We start from the raw sequence: 15,003 nt of genomic DNA on the forward strand, positions 1-15,003 counted from the left end.
GCGGTTGCTTGCAAGGTCTTGCGGACTTCTTAAAAGGTATCGGCGCCGCCCGGTTCGGGGCGATGATCGCGGTCACCGCCGCGCTCATCGGCTTTTTCGCGTTCGTCATCATGCGGGTCACGACGCCGCAGATGACGACGCTGTTCACCGACCTCAGCGTCGAAGATTCTTCCGGTATTATCAAGGACTTGGAACGTCAGGGCATCCAGTTCGAGCTGCGCAACGAAGGCAGCATCATCATGGTGCCCAAGGACAAGGTCACCCGCCTGCGGATGAAGCTCGCCGAGGGCGGCCTGCCCAAGGGCGGCGGCGTCGGCTACGAGGTGTTCGACAAGTCGGACGCGCTCGGCACCACCTCTTTCGTCCAGAACATCAATCATCTGCGCGCGCTGGAAGGCGAGCTCGCCCGCACCATCCGCGCCATCGACCGCATCCAGGCCGCCCGCGTCCACCTCGTGCTGCCGGAGCGCCCGCTGTTCTCGCGTGAGGCGCCGGAGCCGTCGGCCTCGATCGTGGTCCGCGTCCGGGGCGCGCTCGAAGCCCAGCAGATCCGCGCCATCCGCCATCTCGTCGCCTCCGCCGTCAACGGGCTGAAGCCGCAGCGCGTCTCGATCGTGGACGAGGCCGGCTCGTTGCTCGCCGACGGCGCTGCGACCGATCCGGAGCAGGCGGTCGGCGACGAGCGCCGTACCGCCTTCGAGAAGCGCATCCGCAAGCAGGTCGAGGACATCGTCTCCTCGGTGGTCGGCTCGGGCCGCGCCCGCGTCCAGCTCTCCGCCGATTTCGACTTCAACAAGATCACCCAGACCTCGGACAAGTTCGACCCCGAGGGCCGCGTGCTGCGTTCGAGCCAGACCCGCGAAGAAAGCAGCATGACCGCCGACAACAACGGCCAGGTCACCGTCAACAACGAGCTGCCCGGCAACCAGCAGAACAGCGGCGTCGCGGCCAAGGACCAGAGCAAGAAGACCGAGGAGACCAACAATTACGAGATCTCCCGCACCACCAAGACCGAGGTGACCGAGGCCGGCCGGGTCAACCGCATCTCGGTCGCCGTGCTGGTCGACGGCATCTACACCAAGAACGACAAGGGCGAGCTCGCCTACACGGATCGCACCAAGGAGCAGCTCGACCGCATCGCCACCCTGGTGCGCTCGGCGATCGGCTTCGACCAGAAGCGCGGCGACCAGGTCGAGGTCGTCAACCTCCGCTTTGCCGACGCGCCGTCCACCGCCCCGATCAGCGAGCCCTCCGGCTTCCTCGGCATGCTCCAGTTCACCAAGGACGACGTCATGTACTTCGTCGAGCTCGGCGTGATGATGCTGCTCGGCCTGGTCGTGCTGTTCATGGTGATCCGCCCGCTGGTCAAGCGCATCCTCGCTTCCGACGAAGTCGCCGCGGCGATCTCGGGCGTTCTCACCGGCCCGTCCACGAGCGATGACGCCGCGCCGGCCGGCCAGCAGCTGCTGCCGAGCGGCGCCGCCAGCGCGATCGACGTCGCCACCGTGCAGGGTCAGGTCCACGCCCAGTCCGTTCATCGCGTCGGCGAGCTCGCCGAGCGCAACCCCAACGAAACCGTCGCCATCATCCGCCAATGGCTGACCGAACCCACGAAATGATCGAGAAGTGACCTGACATGGCCGCCGCATTGCAAAACGCCAATTCGAACGACATCACCAGCGTCATCTCCACTCTCGGCCAGCGTGCCGGCGACCGGGCCAAGAACGGCAAGGGGGCCGAGCAATTGTCCGGACCGCGGCGCGCCGCGATCCTGATGCTGGCGCTCGGTGAGCAATATGGCGGCAAGATCTGGGGCCTGCTCGACGACGACGAGGTGCGCCAGCTCTCGCTGGAGATGTCGACGCTCGGCACCGTCGAGGTCGACACCGTCGAGGACATGCTGCTGGAATTCGTCTCGCGCATGTCGGCTTCGGGCGCGCTGATGGGCAATTTCGACGCCACCGAGCGCCTGCTCCAGCAGTACCTGCCGCCGGAGCGCGTCAACGGCATCATGGACGAGATCCGCGGCCCCGCGGGGCGCAACATGTGGGAGAAGCTCTCCAACGTGCAGGAAGAGGTCCTCGCCAACTATCTCAAGAACGAATACCCGCAGACCATCGCCGTCGTGCTGTCGAAGCTGAAGCCGGAACATGCGGCACGCGTGCTCGGCATCTTCCCCGAGGAGCTCGCGCTCGACGTCGTCAATCGCATGCTGAAGATGGAGGCGGTCCAGAAGGAGGTGATCGAGAGCGTGGAGAAGACGCTGCGCACCGAATTCATGTCCAACCTGTCGCAGACCCGCCGCCGCGACGCCCACGAGGTGATGGCGGAAATCTTCAACAATTTCGACCGCCAGACCGAAACCCGCTTCATCACCTCGCTGGAAGAGGACAACCGCGAATCGGCCGAGCGCATCAAGGCGCTGATGTTCACCTTCGACGACCTCGTGAAGCTGGATTCCGGTTCGGCCCAGACCCTGATGCGCAACGTCGACAAGGACAAGCTCGGCGTCGCGCTCAAGAGCGCCAATGAGGACGTCCGCAACTTCTTCTTCGGCAACATGTCCTCGCGCGCGGCCAAGATGCTCCAGGACGACATGGCGGCGATGGGCCCGGTGCGTCTGCGCGACGTCGACGAGGCCCAGGCGCTGCTGGTCAATCTCGCAAAGGATCTCGCCGCCAAGGGCGAGATCATGCTGACCAAGAACCGCGCTGACGACGAACTGGTGTATTGATGGGCGCTCCGGCCAAATTCCTGTTCGACACCGACTTCGCGACGCCCGAGCGCTCGCCGCGCGAGAAGGCCGCGACCGCGGCCGAGATCGCCCAGAAGGTCGCGGAAGCCGAGGCGCGCGCCTATCAGGACGGCTTTGCCGCCGGCCAGCGCGAGGCCAAGGCCGAGAGCGACCGCCGCGTCGCGCTTGCCATGGAAGAGATCAACATCGGGATCAGGGGCGTTGCCGCCGGCATCGGCAACATCGAAACCAAGATGGAGACCGAGGCGGTCGAGGTCGCAATCGCGGTGGCGCGCAAGCTGTGTGCCGATTTGGTCGCCGCCGAGCCGCTCGGCGAGATCATGGCGCTGGTCAAGGACTGCTTCTCGCACCTGGTCGCAACCCCGCATCTCGTCGTCCGCATCAACGACGCGCTCTATGACGCTGCGCGCGAGAAGATCGAGCGGCTCGCCAAGCAGAGCGGCTTCGAGGGCCGGCTGGTGATCCTGGCCGAGCCGGAAATCGCCACCGGCGACTGCCGGATCGAATGGGCCGATGGCGGCGTCGTGCTGGAGCGCGGAGCCATCGCGGCCAAGATCGACGAAATGGTCGGGCGCTATATCGCGTCCCGGAGGGGGAGCTAAGCCATGAGCGACACCGACGGACAGGTCCCGCTGCCCGATCTCAACGGCCCGTTGCCGCCAACCGGCACCGATGTCGGCTACAACGAGGACGAATACGCGGCACGCGCCGCCGCCGACCTCGAGGCCGTGTTCGACGTGCCGGTGCAGGTCTCGGCCGTGCTCGGCCGCTCCAAGATGGACGTCAGCGAGCTGCTCAAGCTCGGGCCCGGCACCGTGCTCGAGCTCGACCGGCGCGTCGGCGAGGCCATCGACATCTACGTCAACAACAAGCTGGTTGCCCGCGGCGAAGTCGTCCTGGTCGAGGACAAGCTCGGTGTGACCATGACCGAAATCATCAAGACCGAACGCACCTGATTATTTGCGATTGCAGGGAATGACGCGCGGCAGCGCGACCAGACGGGCAGGAGACTGACATGCGGCTTCTCATCGTTGGCACATTGAAGGGCCAGCTCACCACCGCCACCAAGATCGCGATGGAGAACGGCGCCACCGTGACCCATGCCGAGGATCACGACCAGGCGATGCGCGTGCTGCGCGGCGGCAAGGGTGCCGACCTCCTGCTGGTCGACGTCGCCCTCGACATCCGCGATCTCGTGATGCGGCTGGAAGCCGAGCACATCCACGCCCCGATCGTCGCCTGCGGCATCACCAACGATGCCCGCGCCGCGGTCGCCGCGATCCATGCCGGTGCCAAGGAATACATCCCGCTGCCGCCGGATCCGGAGCTGATCGCCGCAGTGCTCGCCGCCGTCGCCAACGATTCCCGCGAGCTGATCTATCGCGACGAAGCCATGGCCAAGGTCGTCAAGCTGGCGCAGCAGATCGCAGGCTCGGACGCCTCGGTGATGATCACCGGCGAATCCGGAACGGGTAAGGAAGTGCTGGCCCGCTACGTCCACACTCGCTCGGCCCGCGCCAAGCGCCCGTTCATCTCGATCAACTGCGCCGCGATCCCCGAGCACCTGCTGGAATCCGAGCTGTTCGGCCACGAGAAGGGCGCCTTCACCGGCGCGATCGCCCGCCGCATCGGCAAGTTCGAGGAAGCCACCGGCGGCACGCTGCTGCTCGACGAAATCTCGGAGATGGACGTCCGCCTGCAGTCGAAACTGCTGCGCGCCATCCAGGAGCGCGTGATCGACCGCGTCGGCGGCACCAAGCCGGTGCCGGTGGACATCCGCATCATCGCGACCTCGAACCGTAACCTTGCCGAAGCGGTGCGCGAAGGCACGTTCCGCGAAGACCTGCTGTTCCGCCTCAACGTCGTGAACCTGAAGATCCCGCCGCTGCGCGAGCGTCCCCTCGACATCCTCGAGCTCGCCCAGCATTTCGTGAAGAAATATGCCGAGGCCAACGGCGTGCCGGTCCGCCCGATCTCGGCGGAAGCGCGCCGCGTGCTCTCGACCAATCGCTGGCAGGGCAACGTCCGCGAGCTCGAAAACACCATGCACCGCTCGGTGCTGATGGCGCAGGGCGACGAGATCGGCCCCGAGGCCATCCTCACGCCGGACGGCGACCGCCTCGACCTCGCCAAGACGGTACCAGCCGTGGCGCATGCGACGATGGCCGCCGAGCAGGTGACGCGAGCGCTGGTCGGCCGCACGGTGGCGGACGTCGAACGCGACCTGATCCTGGAGACGCTCAAGCACTGCCTCGGCAACCGCACCCACGCCGCGAACATTCTGGGCATCTCGATCCGCACGCTGCGCAACAAGCTCAACGAATACGCCGACGGCGGGATTCCGATCACACCGGCGGGAACGCCGGGTGAATATCCGCGGATGCCGATGATGGGGGCGTAGCGCTCCTGCCGAACATTCAGGATGCGAATGCCCGGGCTCAGTCCCGGGCATTTTTGTTTGAATGCAGCTGCCAACCTCGTCATTGCGAGCGCAGCGAAGCAATCCAGAATTCTCCGCGGTGACAGACTGGATTGCTTCGCTACGCTCGCAATGACGGCGTTGAGAGCGCTCCTCGCATAACGGGACCGCGTTAGCCGACTAGGCCATGGCGACGCCAGGCCCTATAACCCCGCGAGAGAACCACACGAGGGTAAACATGTCTGAAGCTCAAATCACGGACTGGCTGGCGTCGCAGCGGCAGGCGATGATCGACCTGCTGCGCGAGGTCGTGAACATCGATTCCGGATCCTATGACAAGGAAGGCGTCGATGCGGTCGGTGCGCGGTTCGAGCGGCATTTTGCCGATCACGGCATTCCGTTCCGGCGCGAGGCCGACGGCACCTTCGGCGATGCGATCCATGCTGACGTCGCAAAGCCCGGCAGCAACGAGAAGCCGGTGCTGTTGATGGGGCACCGCGACACCGTGTTCGGCAAGGGCGAGGCCGGTCGGCGCCCGTTCACGATCAAGGACAACCGCGCCTATGGCCCCGGCGTCGCCGACATGAAGTCCGGCCTCGTCATGAACGTGTTCGTGGCAACCGCCTTCCATAAATTCGGTGGCAGCCCGCATCCGATCAAGGTGCTGATCACCTCGGATGAGGAGATCGGCTCGCCCTCGTCGCGTCCGGTGATCGAGCGCGAGGGGCGCGCCGCGCGCGCCGTGTTCAATTCCGAGCCGGGCCGCCCCACGGGCAATGTCGTGACGGGGCGCAAGGGCGGCATCTTCATGCACATGGCGATCACCGGCAAGGCTGCACATTCCGGCGCCAATTTCGCCGCCGGCATCAGCGCGATCGGCGAGCTCGCACACAAGATCGTCCAGATCCATGCGCTGACCGATCTCGACAAAGGCATCACGCTAAATGTCGGCCTCGTGTCTGGCGGGCAGTCCGTCAACACGACCGCGCCTTATGCCGAAGGACAGATCGACCTGCGCTATGTCGATCCGGCCGATCGCGCCAGGATCATGGCCGCGATCGAAAAGATCGTCGCGACCTCCTACGTGCCGGGCACCAGCGCAACGCTGACGATCAAGGGCGAGTTCGTGCCGGTGGTGCAGAGTGAAGCTTCGAAGGCGCTGTTCGAAGGCTATCAGGCCGCCGCAAGGCAGGTCGGCCTCACCACGCTCCAGGGCGAGTTTTCCGGCGGCTGCGCCGATTCCGGTTTCACCGCCGCGGTGGGCACGCCGACCATCTGCGGCCTCGGGCCGGTCGGCGGGCTCGCGCACACGCCGGAGGAATATCTCGAGATCGACAGCATCGTCCCGCGCGCGCAGGCGCTGGCGCTGGCGATTTTGCGGGGGTAGTCGCCACACACTCCGCCGTCATGCCCGGGCTTGTCCCGGGCATCCACGTCCCTACGAAATCGCCGATGCACGTGGATGGCCGGGTCAAGCCCGGCCATGACGCGGAGAGAGTGTCGTCACGAATAACTCGGTGCGTCGGGCTTGCGGAAAATGTGGATGGGGTCGCCGGGGATGATCACGGGCTGACCGCTGAACATGGCATAGGCGTAGAGCGCGAGATAGGCGATCGCCAGCGCGCCGACGGCGTAGAAGGCCCAGGTCGCGACGCGCTTCATCGTTCCGCTCCGTTGCCGTCCCGGCGGGACGGCTCAGGCAGCGCTTCTAGAGCGATGACGGGGAAAAGGCCAGCCTGTGCGACCGTAACGGATGGCGGTCAAACGCCGCGCCTGACGCGTGCGGGAACGCTGACGTCAGCGAGCCTTGCCGCGTCTTCGTCCTGGTCGACCGCCACATACTGGCCGTGCCAATAGGCCAGCGCCGCGTTGCGGGTCGAGTTCTTGATGTCCCTGACACGGCCGATGACGATGCCGTGCGAGTGACGCTCGACGATCTCCTCGACCTCGCAGTCGAAGGCCGAGAGCGCGCCGACCAAAAGCGGAACGCCCGAGATCGACGTCACCCACTGGCTGCCTGCAAAGCGATCGGCGCCCTTCAGCCCGCCCTTGCCGGCAAAGCGTTCGGCGACGTCGAGCTGGTCGGCAGTCAGGATGTTGACGCCGAAGGCGCCATGGCGCCGGATCAGCGGAAAGGACGAGGCATCGCGGTTGATGCTGACCAGCAGCGTCGGCGGCTCGACCGACAGCGAGGTGACCGAGGTCACCGTCATGCCGGTGATGTCCTTGCCCCGCCCGGCGGTGATGATGCTGACGCCGCCGGTAAGATGGCGCATGGCGTTACGGAAATCGACGGACGAGACGGGGATTTCGGTCATGAGGTCGCGGGGCACTACATTCATGGCATGCTCCCCGAAGCGGGGTTCCCTCTATTTAGGTACGATCTTCCGCCGACAAAAGGTGGCTCAGGATCGAGCCTTCCAGGCCCGCCAGCTCGGCCGAGCCGCGCTCGCGGGGCCGGGCGGCGTTAACCACGACGTCATGGGCGATCCGGCCGTCCTCGATCACCAGCACGCGGTCCGCCAAGGCGACCGCCTCGGCGACGTCGTGGGTCACCAGGATCGCGGTAAAGCCCTGGTCGCGCCAGACGCGCTCCAGCAGCCGCTGCATCGAGATCCGGGTCAGCGCGTCCAGCGCGCCGAGCGGCTCGTCGAAGGCGAGCACGCGGGGGTGGGAGACCAGCGCGCGGGCAAGCGCGACGCGCTGTTTCTGGCCGCCTGACAGCACCGAGGGCCACTGGTCGCGCTTGTCGGCGAGGCCGACCTCGGTCAGCGCCTTCTCGGCACGGGCGTGCGCGTCGCCGGATGAGCGGTCGCGGCCGAGACCGACTTCGACATTGGAGAGCACGCGCGCCCAGGGCAGCAGCCGCGGCTCCTGGAACATCATGCGGATGTCCTCCGGCTTGACCGCCGCATCACCGAAGCTGACGCTGCCGGCGTCGATCTTGTCCAGGCCGGCGATGAGACGCAGCAGCGTGCTCTTGCCGCATCCGCTTTTTCCCACGATCGCGACGAACTGGCCGGCGGGGATGTGCAAATCGATGCCGCGCAACACCTCGTTGTCGCCGAAGGATTTTCGCAAGCCACGGATGCTCAGCGGCAGCCCAGAGGTCTGCGCCGGCCGTTCCTCGCGCACCACACGGGCGTGAGGCGCGAAATTGGCGCGGCTGGCGAGCTCGGTTTCAGGAAGAGACGTACGAAGCGCTGTCTGCATGTGATTCCCAGTATTTCTGCTCAATTTTTCTGGAAGGCGGGGTGCCAGGAGAGCGTCGCCCGCTCCAGCACGCGGGAGGCGCTGTCGGCGAGCTTGCCGAGCAGGGCATAGATCAGGATCGAGAGCACGACCACGTCGATCAGCATGAACTCGCGCGCCTGCATCGCCATGTAGCCGAGGCCCGAGGACGCCGCGATGGTCTCTGCGACGATCAGGGTCAGCCACATGATGCCGAGTGCGAAGCGGATGCCGACGAAGATCGAGGGCAGCGCGCCCGGAAAAATCACGCGGCGGAACAGCTCGCCGTCGCTCATGCCGTAGATGCGGCCCATCTCGATCAGCTGGGGATCGACGGTGCGGATGCCGTGCAGCGTGTTGAGGTAGATCGGGAAGAACACGCCCAGCGCCACCAGGAACAGCTTGGCGCTCTCGTCGATGCCGAACCACAGGATGACCAGCGGGATCAGCGCCAGATGCGGCACGTTGCGCACCATCTGGAGCGTGGTGTCGGTGAGCTTGGCCGACAGCTGCGACAGGCCGTTGGCTAGACCGAAGGCAAAGCCGATGCTGCCGCCGATCAGGAAACCGATCGAGGCACGCCAGAACGAGACCCAGATGTTGCGAAGGAGCTCGCCTGAGAGCAGCAACTTCCAGCCGGCGAGCGCAACGTCGCTCGGCGCCGGCAGCACGCGCACCGGCACGAAGCCGGTGACGCTGGCGACCTGCCAGATCGCGATGATCGCAACCGGCACGATCCACTGGATCAGGCCGTCGACGCGCGGCAGGCGGAAGCTACGCGGAAATGAAACGCTGTCGATCAGGCTCATGACTCTGACACTCGCTGCTGCGGACGGTAATCGCTGCCGACAGTCTCGCCGAACGGGCCGCCGTTGAAATGAAGCTTGGTCACGTTGCTCGGCTGCTCCAGCGAGAGCAGCGGGAACACCAGCTCGGCGAAGCGATAGGCTTCCTCCAGATGCGGGTAGCCCGACATGATGAAGGTATCGATGCCGATGTCCTGATACTCCTTGATGCGGGCCGCGACAGTCTTGGCGTCGCCGACCAGCGCCGTGCCGGCGCCGCCGCGCACGAGGCCGACACCGGCCCACAGGTTCGGCGCGATCTCGAGCTTGTCGCGCTTGCCGCCGTGCAGCTGCGCCATGCGCTGCTGGCCGACCGAATCCATGCGGGCAAAATTCTTCTGCGCGGTCGCGATCGTCTCGTCGCTGACATGCTTGATCAGCTCGCCCGCGGCGCGCCAGGCTTCTTCATTGGTCTCGCGGACGATCACATGGAGCCGGATGCCGAAGGAGAGCTTTCGGCCGCGCGCCTCTGCGATCGCCCTCACCTTCGCAACCTTCTCGGCAACCAAGGCCGGCGGCTCGCCCCAGGTGAGATATTTGTCGACGGCGTCGACGGCGACATCGATGCCGGCATCCGACGAGCCGCCGAAATAAAGCGGCGGACGCGGCGACTGCACAGGAGGGAACAGCAGCTTGCCGTCCTCGATGTGGATGTGCTTGCCCTCGACATTGACGGTCCTGCCCGCCAGCAGGTCGCTATAGACGCTCAAGAACTCGCGGGTGACCTCGTAGCGCTCGTCGTGCCCAAGGAAGATGCCGTCGCCCTTGTTCTCGACGGGATCGCCGCCGGTGACGACGTTGACGAGCAAGCGGCCGTTGGTGATGCGGTCGAGCGTTGCGGTCATGCGCGCGGCAACGGTCGGCGATTGCAGGCCGGGCCTGACGGCCACGAGATAGCGCAGCCGCTCCGTGAACGGCGCGACCGATGAGGCGACGATCCAGGAATCCTCGCAGGAGCGTCCCGTCGGCAGCAGCACGCCGAAATAGCCGAGTTGATCCGCCGCCTGTGCGACCTGGCGCAGATAGTTGAAATTGACCTCGCGCCCGCCGATGCCGGTGCCGAGATAGCGGCCGTCGCCGTGGGTCGGCAGGAACCAGAGGATGTTGCTCTTGCTCATGGCTATGCTCCGATGACTAGCCGTAGGTCGTGCCGACTGCGGCAGCGACGATGCCGACCGACATGACGATGGCCGCGATCACGCGTTGAACGATGCGCCTCATGTCTAGACCTCTTGATGTGGGGAGATTGGTCGGCACGATCAGGTCGCCGCGCTGCGCCAGACGATGTCGCGGATCACGACGGGCTTCGGGATCAGACCGAGCTTGGTGAAGCGGTCGGCGACGCCCTGCTGGGTCGCGACGATGTCGTCGGTGACGGGGCCGATCACGAAGTTCGAGCGGTTGGCGGCGACGGTCTGGATGTCAAGCGGAACGCCGGTGATTGCAGCGAGCGATCTGGCCACCTCGTCGCGGTGCTGCTCGGCCCATTTACCGGTCGCGGTCGTCACATCGACGATCTGTTGCAGGATGGCGCCGTGTTTCCCGGCGAAGTCGCGGTTGGCGATGTAGAAGGAATTGGTCTTGGTGACCTCGCGCGCATTGATCAGGATGCGGCCGTTCTGCCTGGTCTCGCCGATCGCGAAATACGGATCCCAGATCGCCCAGGCCTCGATGCTGCCATTGGCAAAAGCAGGGCCCGCATCCGGCGGCGTCAGATAGACCGGGGTGATGTCGGCATAGGTGAGGCCGGCCTTCTCCAGCGTCTGCACCACGACATTGTGGGCGCTGGACCCCTTGGTGAAGCCGATACGCTTGCCCTTCAGATCGGCAATGGAGCGGATCGGCGAATCCCTGGGCACCAGAATGCCCTGGCCGTTGGTGATGGGCTGGCCGGCGGCATAGACGATTGCGGCACCCGCGGCCTGCGCGAACACCGGCGGAGAATCGCCGACCGCGCCGTAATCGACGCTGCCGACGTTCATCGCCTCCATCATCGGCGGCCCCGAGGAGAACTCGACCCATTTCACGTCGATGCCTTGCGGCGTGAAATGTTTTTCCAAAGTCGCCTGCTGGCGCGTGATGACCAGCACGCCGGTCTTCTGGTAGCCGATACGAATTTCCTTCAGCGCGCCTTGCGCGTTGGCGCGCGAGGCGAATGCGGCCGCGGCTGCGGTTCCAACGGACAGTTTCAAGAAGTCACGACGCTGCATTCCAGACTCCCGGCCGCGCACGGCCGTCATTCATTCACGTTCGGTGAATGATGGTGCGGAGCGGGAAGAGTGTCGAGACACCGGGGAAAATAGCGATGCGCGCACTGCGCGTGTGGCGGAGCGCATGATTAATCTTTCAAGCGGCGGAGCGAATGAAGATGGAATTTTTCTGCACGCGGATGTGAAGGCCGTGCGCATTCGGCCTCGGACTCGCTGCCGGAACCAAAACTGCGAAAACAACCCCATGCACAGTAGGCAGGGCGTGCGAAAACAAGGACTTACGCTTTATCCGAAATATGGTTTGACCCGTCGGGCAAAACAGGGGCATAATGACATCATGGCGGCGTGCGGGTGGCGGCCCCCACAAGGCGCGCTCAATGCTTGCGCGTCCAGGGATCGGACGAGAAATAGCAGTTCTCGAGCACCATGCGATTCCAGGCAAGGAACCTGACGGGGCAACGGCGCCACACCGTCGTCTGGCGCTTGCCGTCGTCGGACAGTTCGACATCGGAGATCGACAGGACCGGCCGCCGCCAGCGATAGCGCCAAATGTTGTCCCAACCGTCGCAGCCACCGCGAGCGCAGGCCATGTGGAAACTCGCCATCACGCCATGCGGCTTGAAGCACCAGGTTCGCGATCCCCATTCCTTGCCCGGCGGTGTCTGCGCGAAAGGCACCGGCGAGGTCTGGGTCCAGCAGCCGGACATGGGCGGCAAACCGGCGCCGCGCGCGGGCCCGGCGACCGACAACGCCGTCAACCCGGCGGCGAGGTACAGCGATGGGTGTCGCCGTTTGAACTGAGATTGAGCGGACACGACGTCATCTGTGTCGCAGGAGACCCGCGTGGTTCAATCCGACGGGACCATCGAGCGCCGGATCAGTGCCGCCACCGCACCGGCAAATTCTGCAAGCCCCGGAACGCCCAGCCGCCGATCCGGACCGGCTCGTCATCGGCGATCTCGAGTTTTGCGGCGCGCGCAAACACCGTCGGCAGCGCGACGTCGGCGATCATGGCGCGCGAGGCCCAGGCGCCGGCGCAGAAATGCGGGCCGGCACCGAAGGCGACGCTCTTCGTGGTGTCCCGTCTCACATCAAACTCGTCGGCGCGCTCGAAATGTTTCTCGTCGCGATTGGCGGAGCCGAACATCAGGAACACGCGCTCATCAAGCTCGAAGGACACATCGCGAATGGACCACGGCTTTGCGATCCGCCGCGGCGACATGCCGATCGGCGAGATCCAGCGGGCATATTCCTCGAAGGCTTCGAGCCAGGTCACCTCGCCCTTGCGCACGAGATCGAGCTGCTCGGGATGGGACAATAGCGCCCACACCGTGCCGGCGATCGCCTTGCGCGGCTCGTTCTGGCCGCCCGAGATCGCAAGTTTGACGTTGGCGCGCACGCTCTCCATCGGCATATCAGCAGTGAGGAGTACGCCAAGAATGCTCTGGTCAGGGTTCTTGCGCATCACGGGCAGGATGTCGTCGATCGCAGCGTCGATGCCCGACGTCGCGGCATGGCAGCGCGCCTCGACCGCGGGATCGCCGGCGTAATTGGCGATGCCCTCGATCATGCCCTGCGACCACGAATCCATGTCGGCAAAGCCGATATTGGTGAGGCCCGTGATCGACTTCAGGCATTCGCCGGAGAACGGCAGCGCGAAGTCGCGCATGAAGTCGATGCGGCTACCGGGCTCGATCGCGTCGATGATACGATCGGCATGGGCCTGGAACAACGAGGTCCAGTGCGCCTTCACCGTCTTCGGCGACACCGTCGGAAACATCGCGCGGCGTTCCACCTGATGCGCCTCGCCGTCCTTGCGCATCATGTTGTGGCCCATCAAACGGTTCATCAGACCGGCCGGCTGGTGCGAGGAGAACACGTCGATCTGCTTCTCCGAGATCGAGATGTCGTCGCGGCTCGTCAGCAATGTCGAGCCGAGCTGCGGCACGAAGGCGATCGGCGCTTCCTTGCGCAGCTTCGCAAGCATCGGATAGGGATCGGCCCAGAACGCGGCAGGGTCGATGTCGACGCGCGGCGCGGTGCTCAAGGCGGTCTCCCCCCGGGGATTGTTGTGTGCTTCAGGGCAGACTAGCGAAATCCAGGGCCGGCGTCTGTCCCTAGCGATAGGGACAGGCCGGTGCAGGGCCGTTTTTATAGGCTGGATGCATGCGGGCGAACCGCGGGGTCGGCATGGCCCACGACAGTGAGCATCGACAAACGCATGAGCGAACGTCCGTTGATGACTACGAATAGAGGTAGCCGTGGTATGAGAGAGCCTGCGCCTGCCGGGCAGCTCTGGGGCGGGCCCAACGCGCGGAGAAAGCGTCAATGTTTGCGGCGGCCGTGACTATCGTTTTGCTTGTCGTTCTATTGGCGCCGTCTTGGGGTATTCTCTTGTTCAATCGGATGACCTTCGGTCAAGCGATAGAAGCGGCCTGGCGCGTCTGGATCGTGCAAGTGATTGTATCTGTCGCACTCATTTTGCTTGCCGATCATCTGGGTATACTCAATCCGGCTGGCTTTACGCTTGGGATTTGCCTTTTGGTCGGATTTGCAGGCGCTCTTTTCCTCAAATTGAAAATCCAATAGGGCGCGTGACCTACCGGGCCTCGGCAACCTTCGCTCCTGATGGAAGCATCTGCGCGTTCGCCGCCAAGGGCCGCTTCGACGGCGGTGCCGGGTTCGGCAATCGGAACGCGGCGTCAGCCGGCGCGCCCTGGAATGGTCGACTTGCAGCGGTTGCCGGCAGCACGATCACTTTGGCCCCGACCTTCACCCGCTCGTAGAGATCCGTCACGTCATCATTGGTCAGCCGGATGCAGCCGGACGACACCTTCTTCCCGATCGTATCGGGGTTGTTGGTGCCGTGAATGCGATATTCGGTCTCGCCGAGATACATCGCCCGCGCGCCGAGCGGATTGCCGGGACCGCCGGCCATGAACCGCGGCAGATAAGGCTGACGCCCAACCATCTCTGCAGGCGGATGCCAATCCGGCCATTCTGCCTTGCGGGCCACGGTCTGTTCACCGGACCACGTGAAACCTTCGCGGCCGACACCGATGCCGTAGCGCATCGCCTGCCTGTCGTTCAGAACGAAATAGAGGAATGTGTTTCCGGTATCGATGATCACGGTGCCCGGTGCCTGACGGCTGGCGTAGTCAACCACCTGCCGGACAAGTGCGCCGGGAACGCCAGCGTCGGCTTTTGGTGGTTCGGCCAGAGGCGCCGGGGCGGGAGCCGGAATCGGAGCGGGAACGGGTGCTGCCGCGTGAACCGGCGTTGCCACGTAGACCGGAGTTGACGATGCCCGGGCTTCGCGCGCGGGCGGTGTCCGTGCCGGTTGCTCGCTGGCCCGGCCGGACAGCAACCCGTAGCCCGCCACGGCGACGGCCGCGGCGCCCAGTGCAACGCGCGCGGCCATCGGTATCGCGAGCGTTTCCGCCTTTCCACGTTTGGCCTTGGCCCGCTTCGCCATACTCGTTCCCCAGGTCACTCTGCCGAAAGAGGTACCCAGCAAAATTTAAGAAAGCTCGAAGCAATGCG

16 protein-coding genes are annotated in these 15,003 nt (G+C 65.1%); 7 read left to right on the forward strand and 9 right to left on the reverse strand.

The genetic code is table 11. The features are described from left to right. Window positions 1–8 precede the first annotated feature (8 nt). The 6 genes from fliF (at window position 9) to AC1RR3_RS02175 (ending at window position 6,561) form a co-directional block, all read left to right on the forward strand. Window positions 9–1,619 (forward strand): flagellar basal-body MS-ring/collar protein FliF, encoded by a 1,611-nt coding sequence (fliF, locus tag AC1RR3_RS02150; RefSeq protein WP_492818873.1) that lies wholly within the window; start codon window positions 9–11, stop codon window positions 1,617–1,619. Between the two features lie 17 nt (window positions 1,620–1,636). Continuing rightward, window positions 1,637–2,734, forward strand: coding sequence for a flagellar motor switch protein FliG (fliG, locus tag AC1RR3_RS02155; RefSeq protein ID WP_492818875.1), 1,098 nt, complete (start codon window positions 1,637–1,639; stop codon window positions 2,732–2,734). Continuing rightward, complete coding sequence (locus AC1RR3_RS02160; protein ID WP_492818877.1) at window positions 2,734–3,357, forward strand: FliH/SctL family protein; 624 nt, start codon at window positions 2,734–2,736, stop codon at window positions 3,355–3,357. The genes fliG and AC1RR3_RS02160 overlap by 1 nt, the downstream gene beginning before the upstream one ends. Before the next feature lie 3 nt (window positions 3,358–3,360). Further along, window positions 3,361–3,711, forward strand: a complete 351-nt coding sequence (gene fliN / locus AC1RR3_RS02165) for a flagellar motor switch protein FliN (protein WP_492818879.1) — start codon at window positions 3,361–3,363, stop codon at window positions 3,709–3,711. Window positions 3,712–3,770: 59 nt separating this feature from the next. Then, the gene (flbD, locus tag AC1RR3_RS02170) at window positions 3,771–5,156 is read left to right on the forward strand and encodes a sigma-54-dependent transcriptional regulator FlbD (RefSeq protein ID WP_492818881.1); all 1,386 of its coding nucleotides are present in this window, start codon (window positions 3,771–3,773) and stop codon (window positions 5,154–5,156) included. Window positions 5,157–5,412: 256 nt separating this feature from the next. Beyond that, on the forward strand, window positions 5,413–6,561 hold the full coding sequence (locus AC1RR3_RS02175) for a M20 family metallopeptidase (RefSeq protein ID WP_492818883.1): 1,149 nt from the start codon (window positions 5,413–5,415) through the stop codon (window positions 6,559–6,561). 116 nt (window positions 6,562–6,677) lie between these two features. Here the strand turns inward: AC1RR3_RS02175 and AC1RR3_RS02180 are convergent, their stop codons facing one another. From AC1RR3_RS02180 to AC1RR3_RS02215, 8 genes are all read right to left on the reverse strand, one after another. Then, complete coding sequence (locus tag AC1RR3_RS02180) at window positions 6,678–6,836, reverse strand: hypothetical protein (RefSeq protein ID WP_492818885.1); 159 nt, start codon at window positions 6,834–6,836, stop codon at window positions 6,678–6,680. A 98-nt stretch (window positions 6,837–6,934) separates the two neighbouring features. Further along, on the reverse strand, window positions 6,935–7,516 hold the full coding sequence (locus AC1RR3_RS02185) for a flavin reductase family protein (RefSeq protein ID WP_492818887.1): 582 nt from the start codon (window positions 7,514–7,516) through the stop codon (window positions 6,935–6,937). A gap of 31 nt (window positions 7,517–7,547) precedes the next feature. Continuing rightward, on the reverse strand, window positions 7,548–8,387 hold the full coding sequence (locus tag AC1RR3_RS02190) for an ATP-binding cassette domain-containing protein (RefSeq protein WP_492818889.1): 840 nt from the start codon (window positions 8,385–8,387) through the stop codon (window positions 7,548–7,550). 20 nt (window positions 8,388–8,407) lie between these two features. Then, on the reverse strand, window positions 8,408–9,214 hold the full coding sequence (gene ssuC / locus AC1RR3_RS02195) for an aliphatic sulfonate ABC transporter permease SsuC (protein WP_492818891.1): 807 nt from the start codon (window positions 9,212–9,214) through the stop codon (window positions 8,408–8,410). Then, window positions 9,211–10,368: an FMNH2-dependent alkanesulfonate monooxygenase gene (gene ssuD / locus AC1RR3_RS02200; RefSeq protein WP_492818893.1), complete on the reverse strand. Its 1,158-nt coding sequence runs from the start codon at window positions 10,366–10,368 to the stop codon at window positions 9,211–9,213. Before ssuD ends, ssuC begins: the two co-directional genes overlap by 4 nt. Window positions 10,369–10,509: 141 nt before the next feature. Beyond that, window positions 10,510–11,460, reverse strand: a complete 951-nt coding sequence (locus AC1RR3_RS02205) for a sulfonate ABC transporter substrate-binding protein (RefSeq protein ID WP_492818895.1) — start codon at window positions 11,458–11,460, stop codon at window positions 10,510–10,512. A gap of 374 nt (window positions 11,461–11,834) precedes the next feature. Continuing rightward, a complete protein-coding gene (locus AC1RR3_RS02210; protein WP_492818897.1) occupies window positions 11,835–12,275 on the reverse strand; it encodes a hypothetical protein in 441 nt (146 codons plus the stop codon). Window positions 12,276–12,337: 62 nt separating this feature from the next. Next, window positions 12,338–13,507, reverse strand: a complete 1,170-nt coding sequence (locus tag AC1RR3_RS02215; RefSeq protein ID WP_492818899.1) for a cytochrome P450 — start codon at window positions 13,505–13,507, stop codon at window positions 12,338–12,340. 281 nt (window positions 13,508–13,788) lie between these two features. On the opposite strand from AC1RR3_RS02215, the gene AC1RR3_RS02220 reads away from it, so the two are divergent. After that, on the forward strand, window positions 13,789–14,049 hold the full coding sequence (locus AC1RR3_RS02220; RefSeq protein WP_492818901.1) for a hypothetical protein: 261 nt from the start codon (window positions 13,789–13,791) through the stop codon (window positions 14,047–14,049). Window positions 14,050–14,059: 10 nt separating this feature from the next. Here the strand turns inward: AC1RR3_RS02220 and AC1RR3_RS02225 are convergent, their stop codons facing one another. Continuing rightward, window positions 14,060–14,935 carry a L,D-transpeptidase gene (locus AC1RR3_RS02225; protein ID WP_492818903.1) on the reverse strand — a complete coding sequence of 292 codons (876 nt, stop codon included), beginning with the start codon at window positions 14,933–14,935 and terminating at the stop codon, window positions 14,060–14,062. Between the last annotated feature and the right edge of the window lie 68 nt (window positions 14,936–15,003).

The sequence above is a fragment of the Bradyrhizobium sp. GW821-FHT13H05 genome (assembly GCF_058804065.1).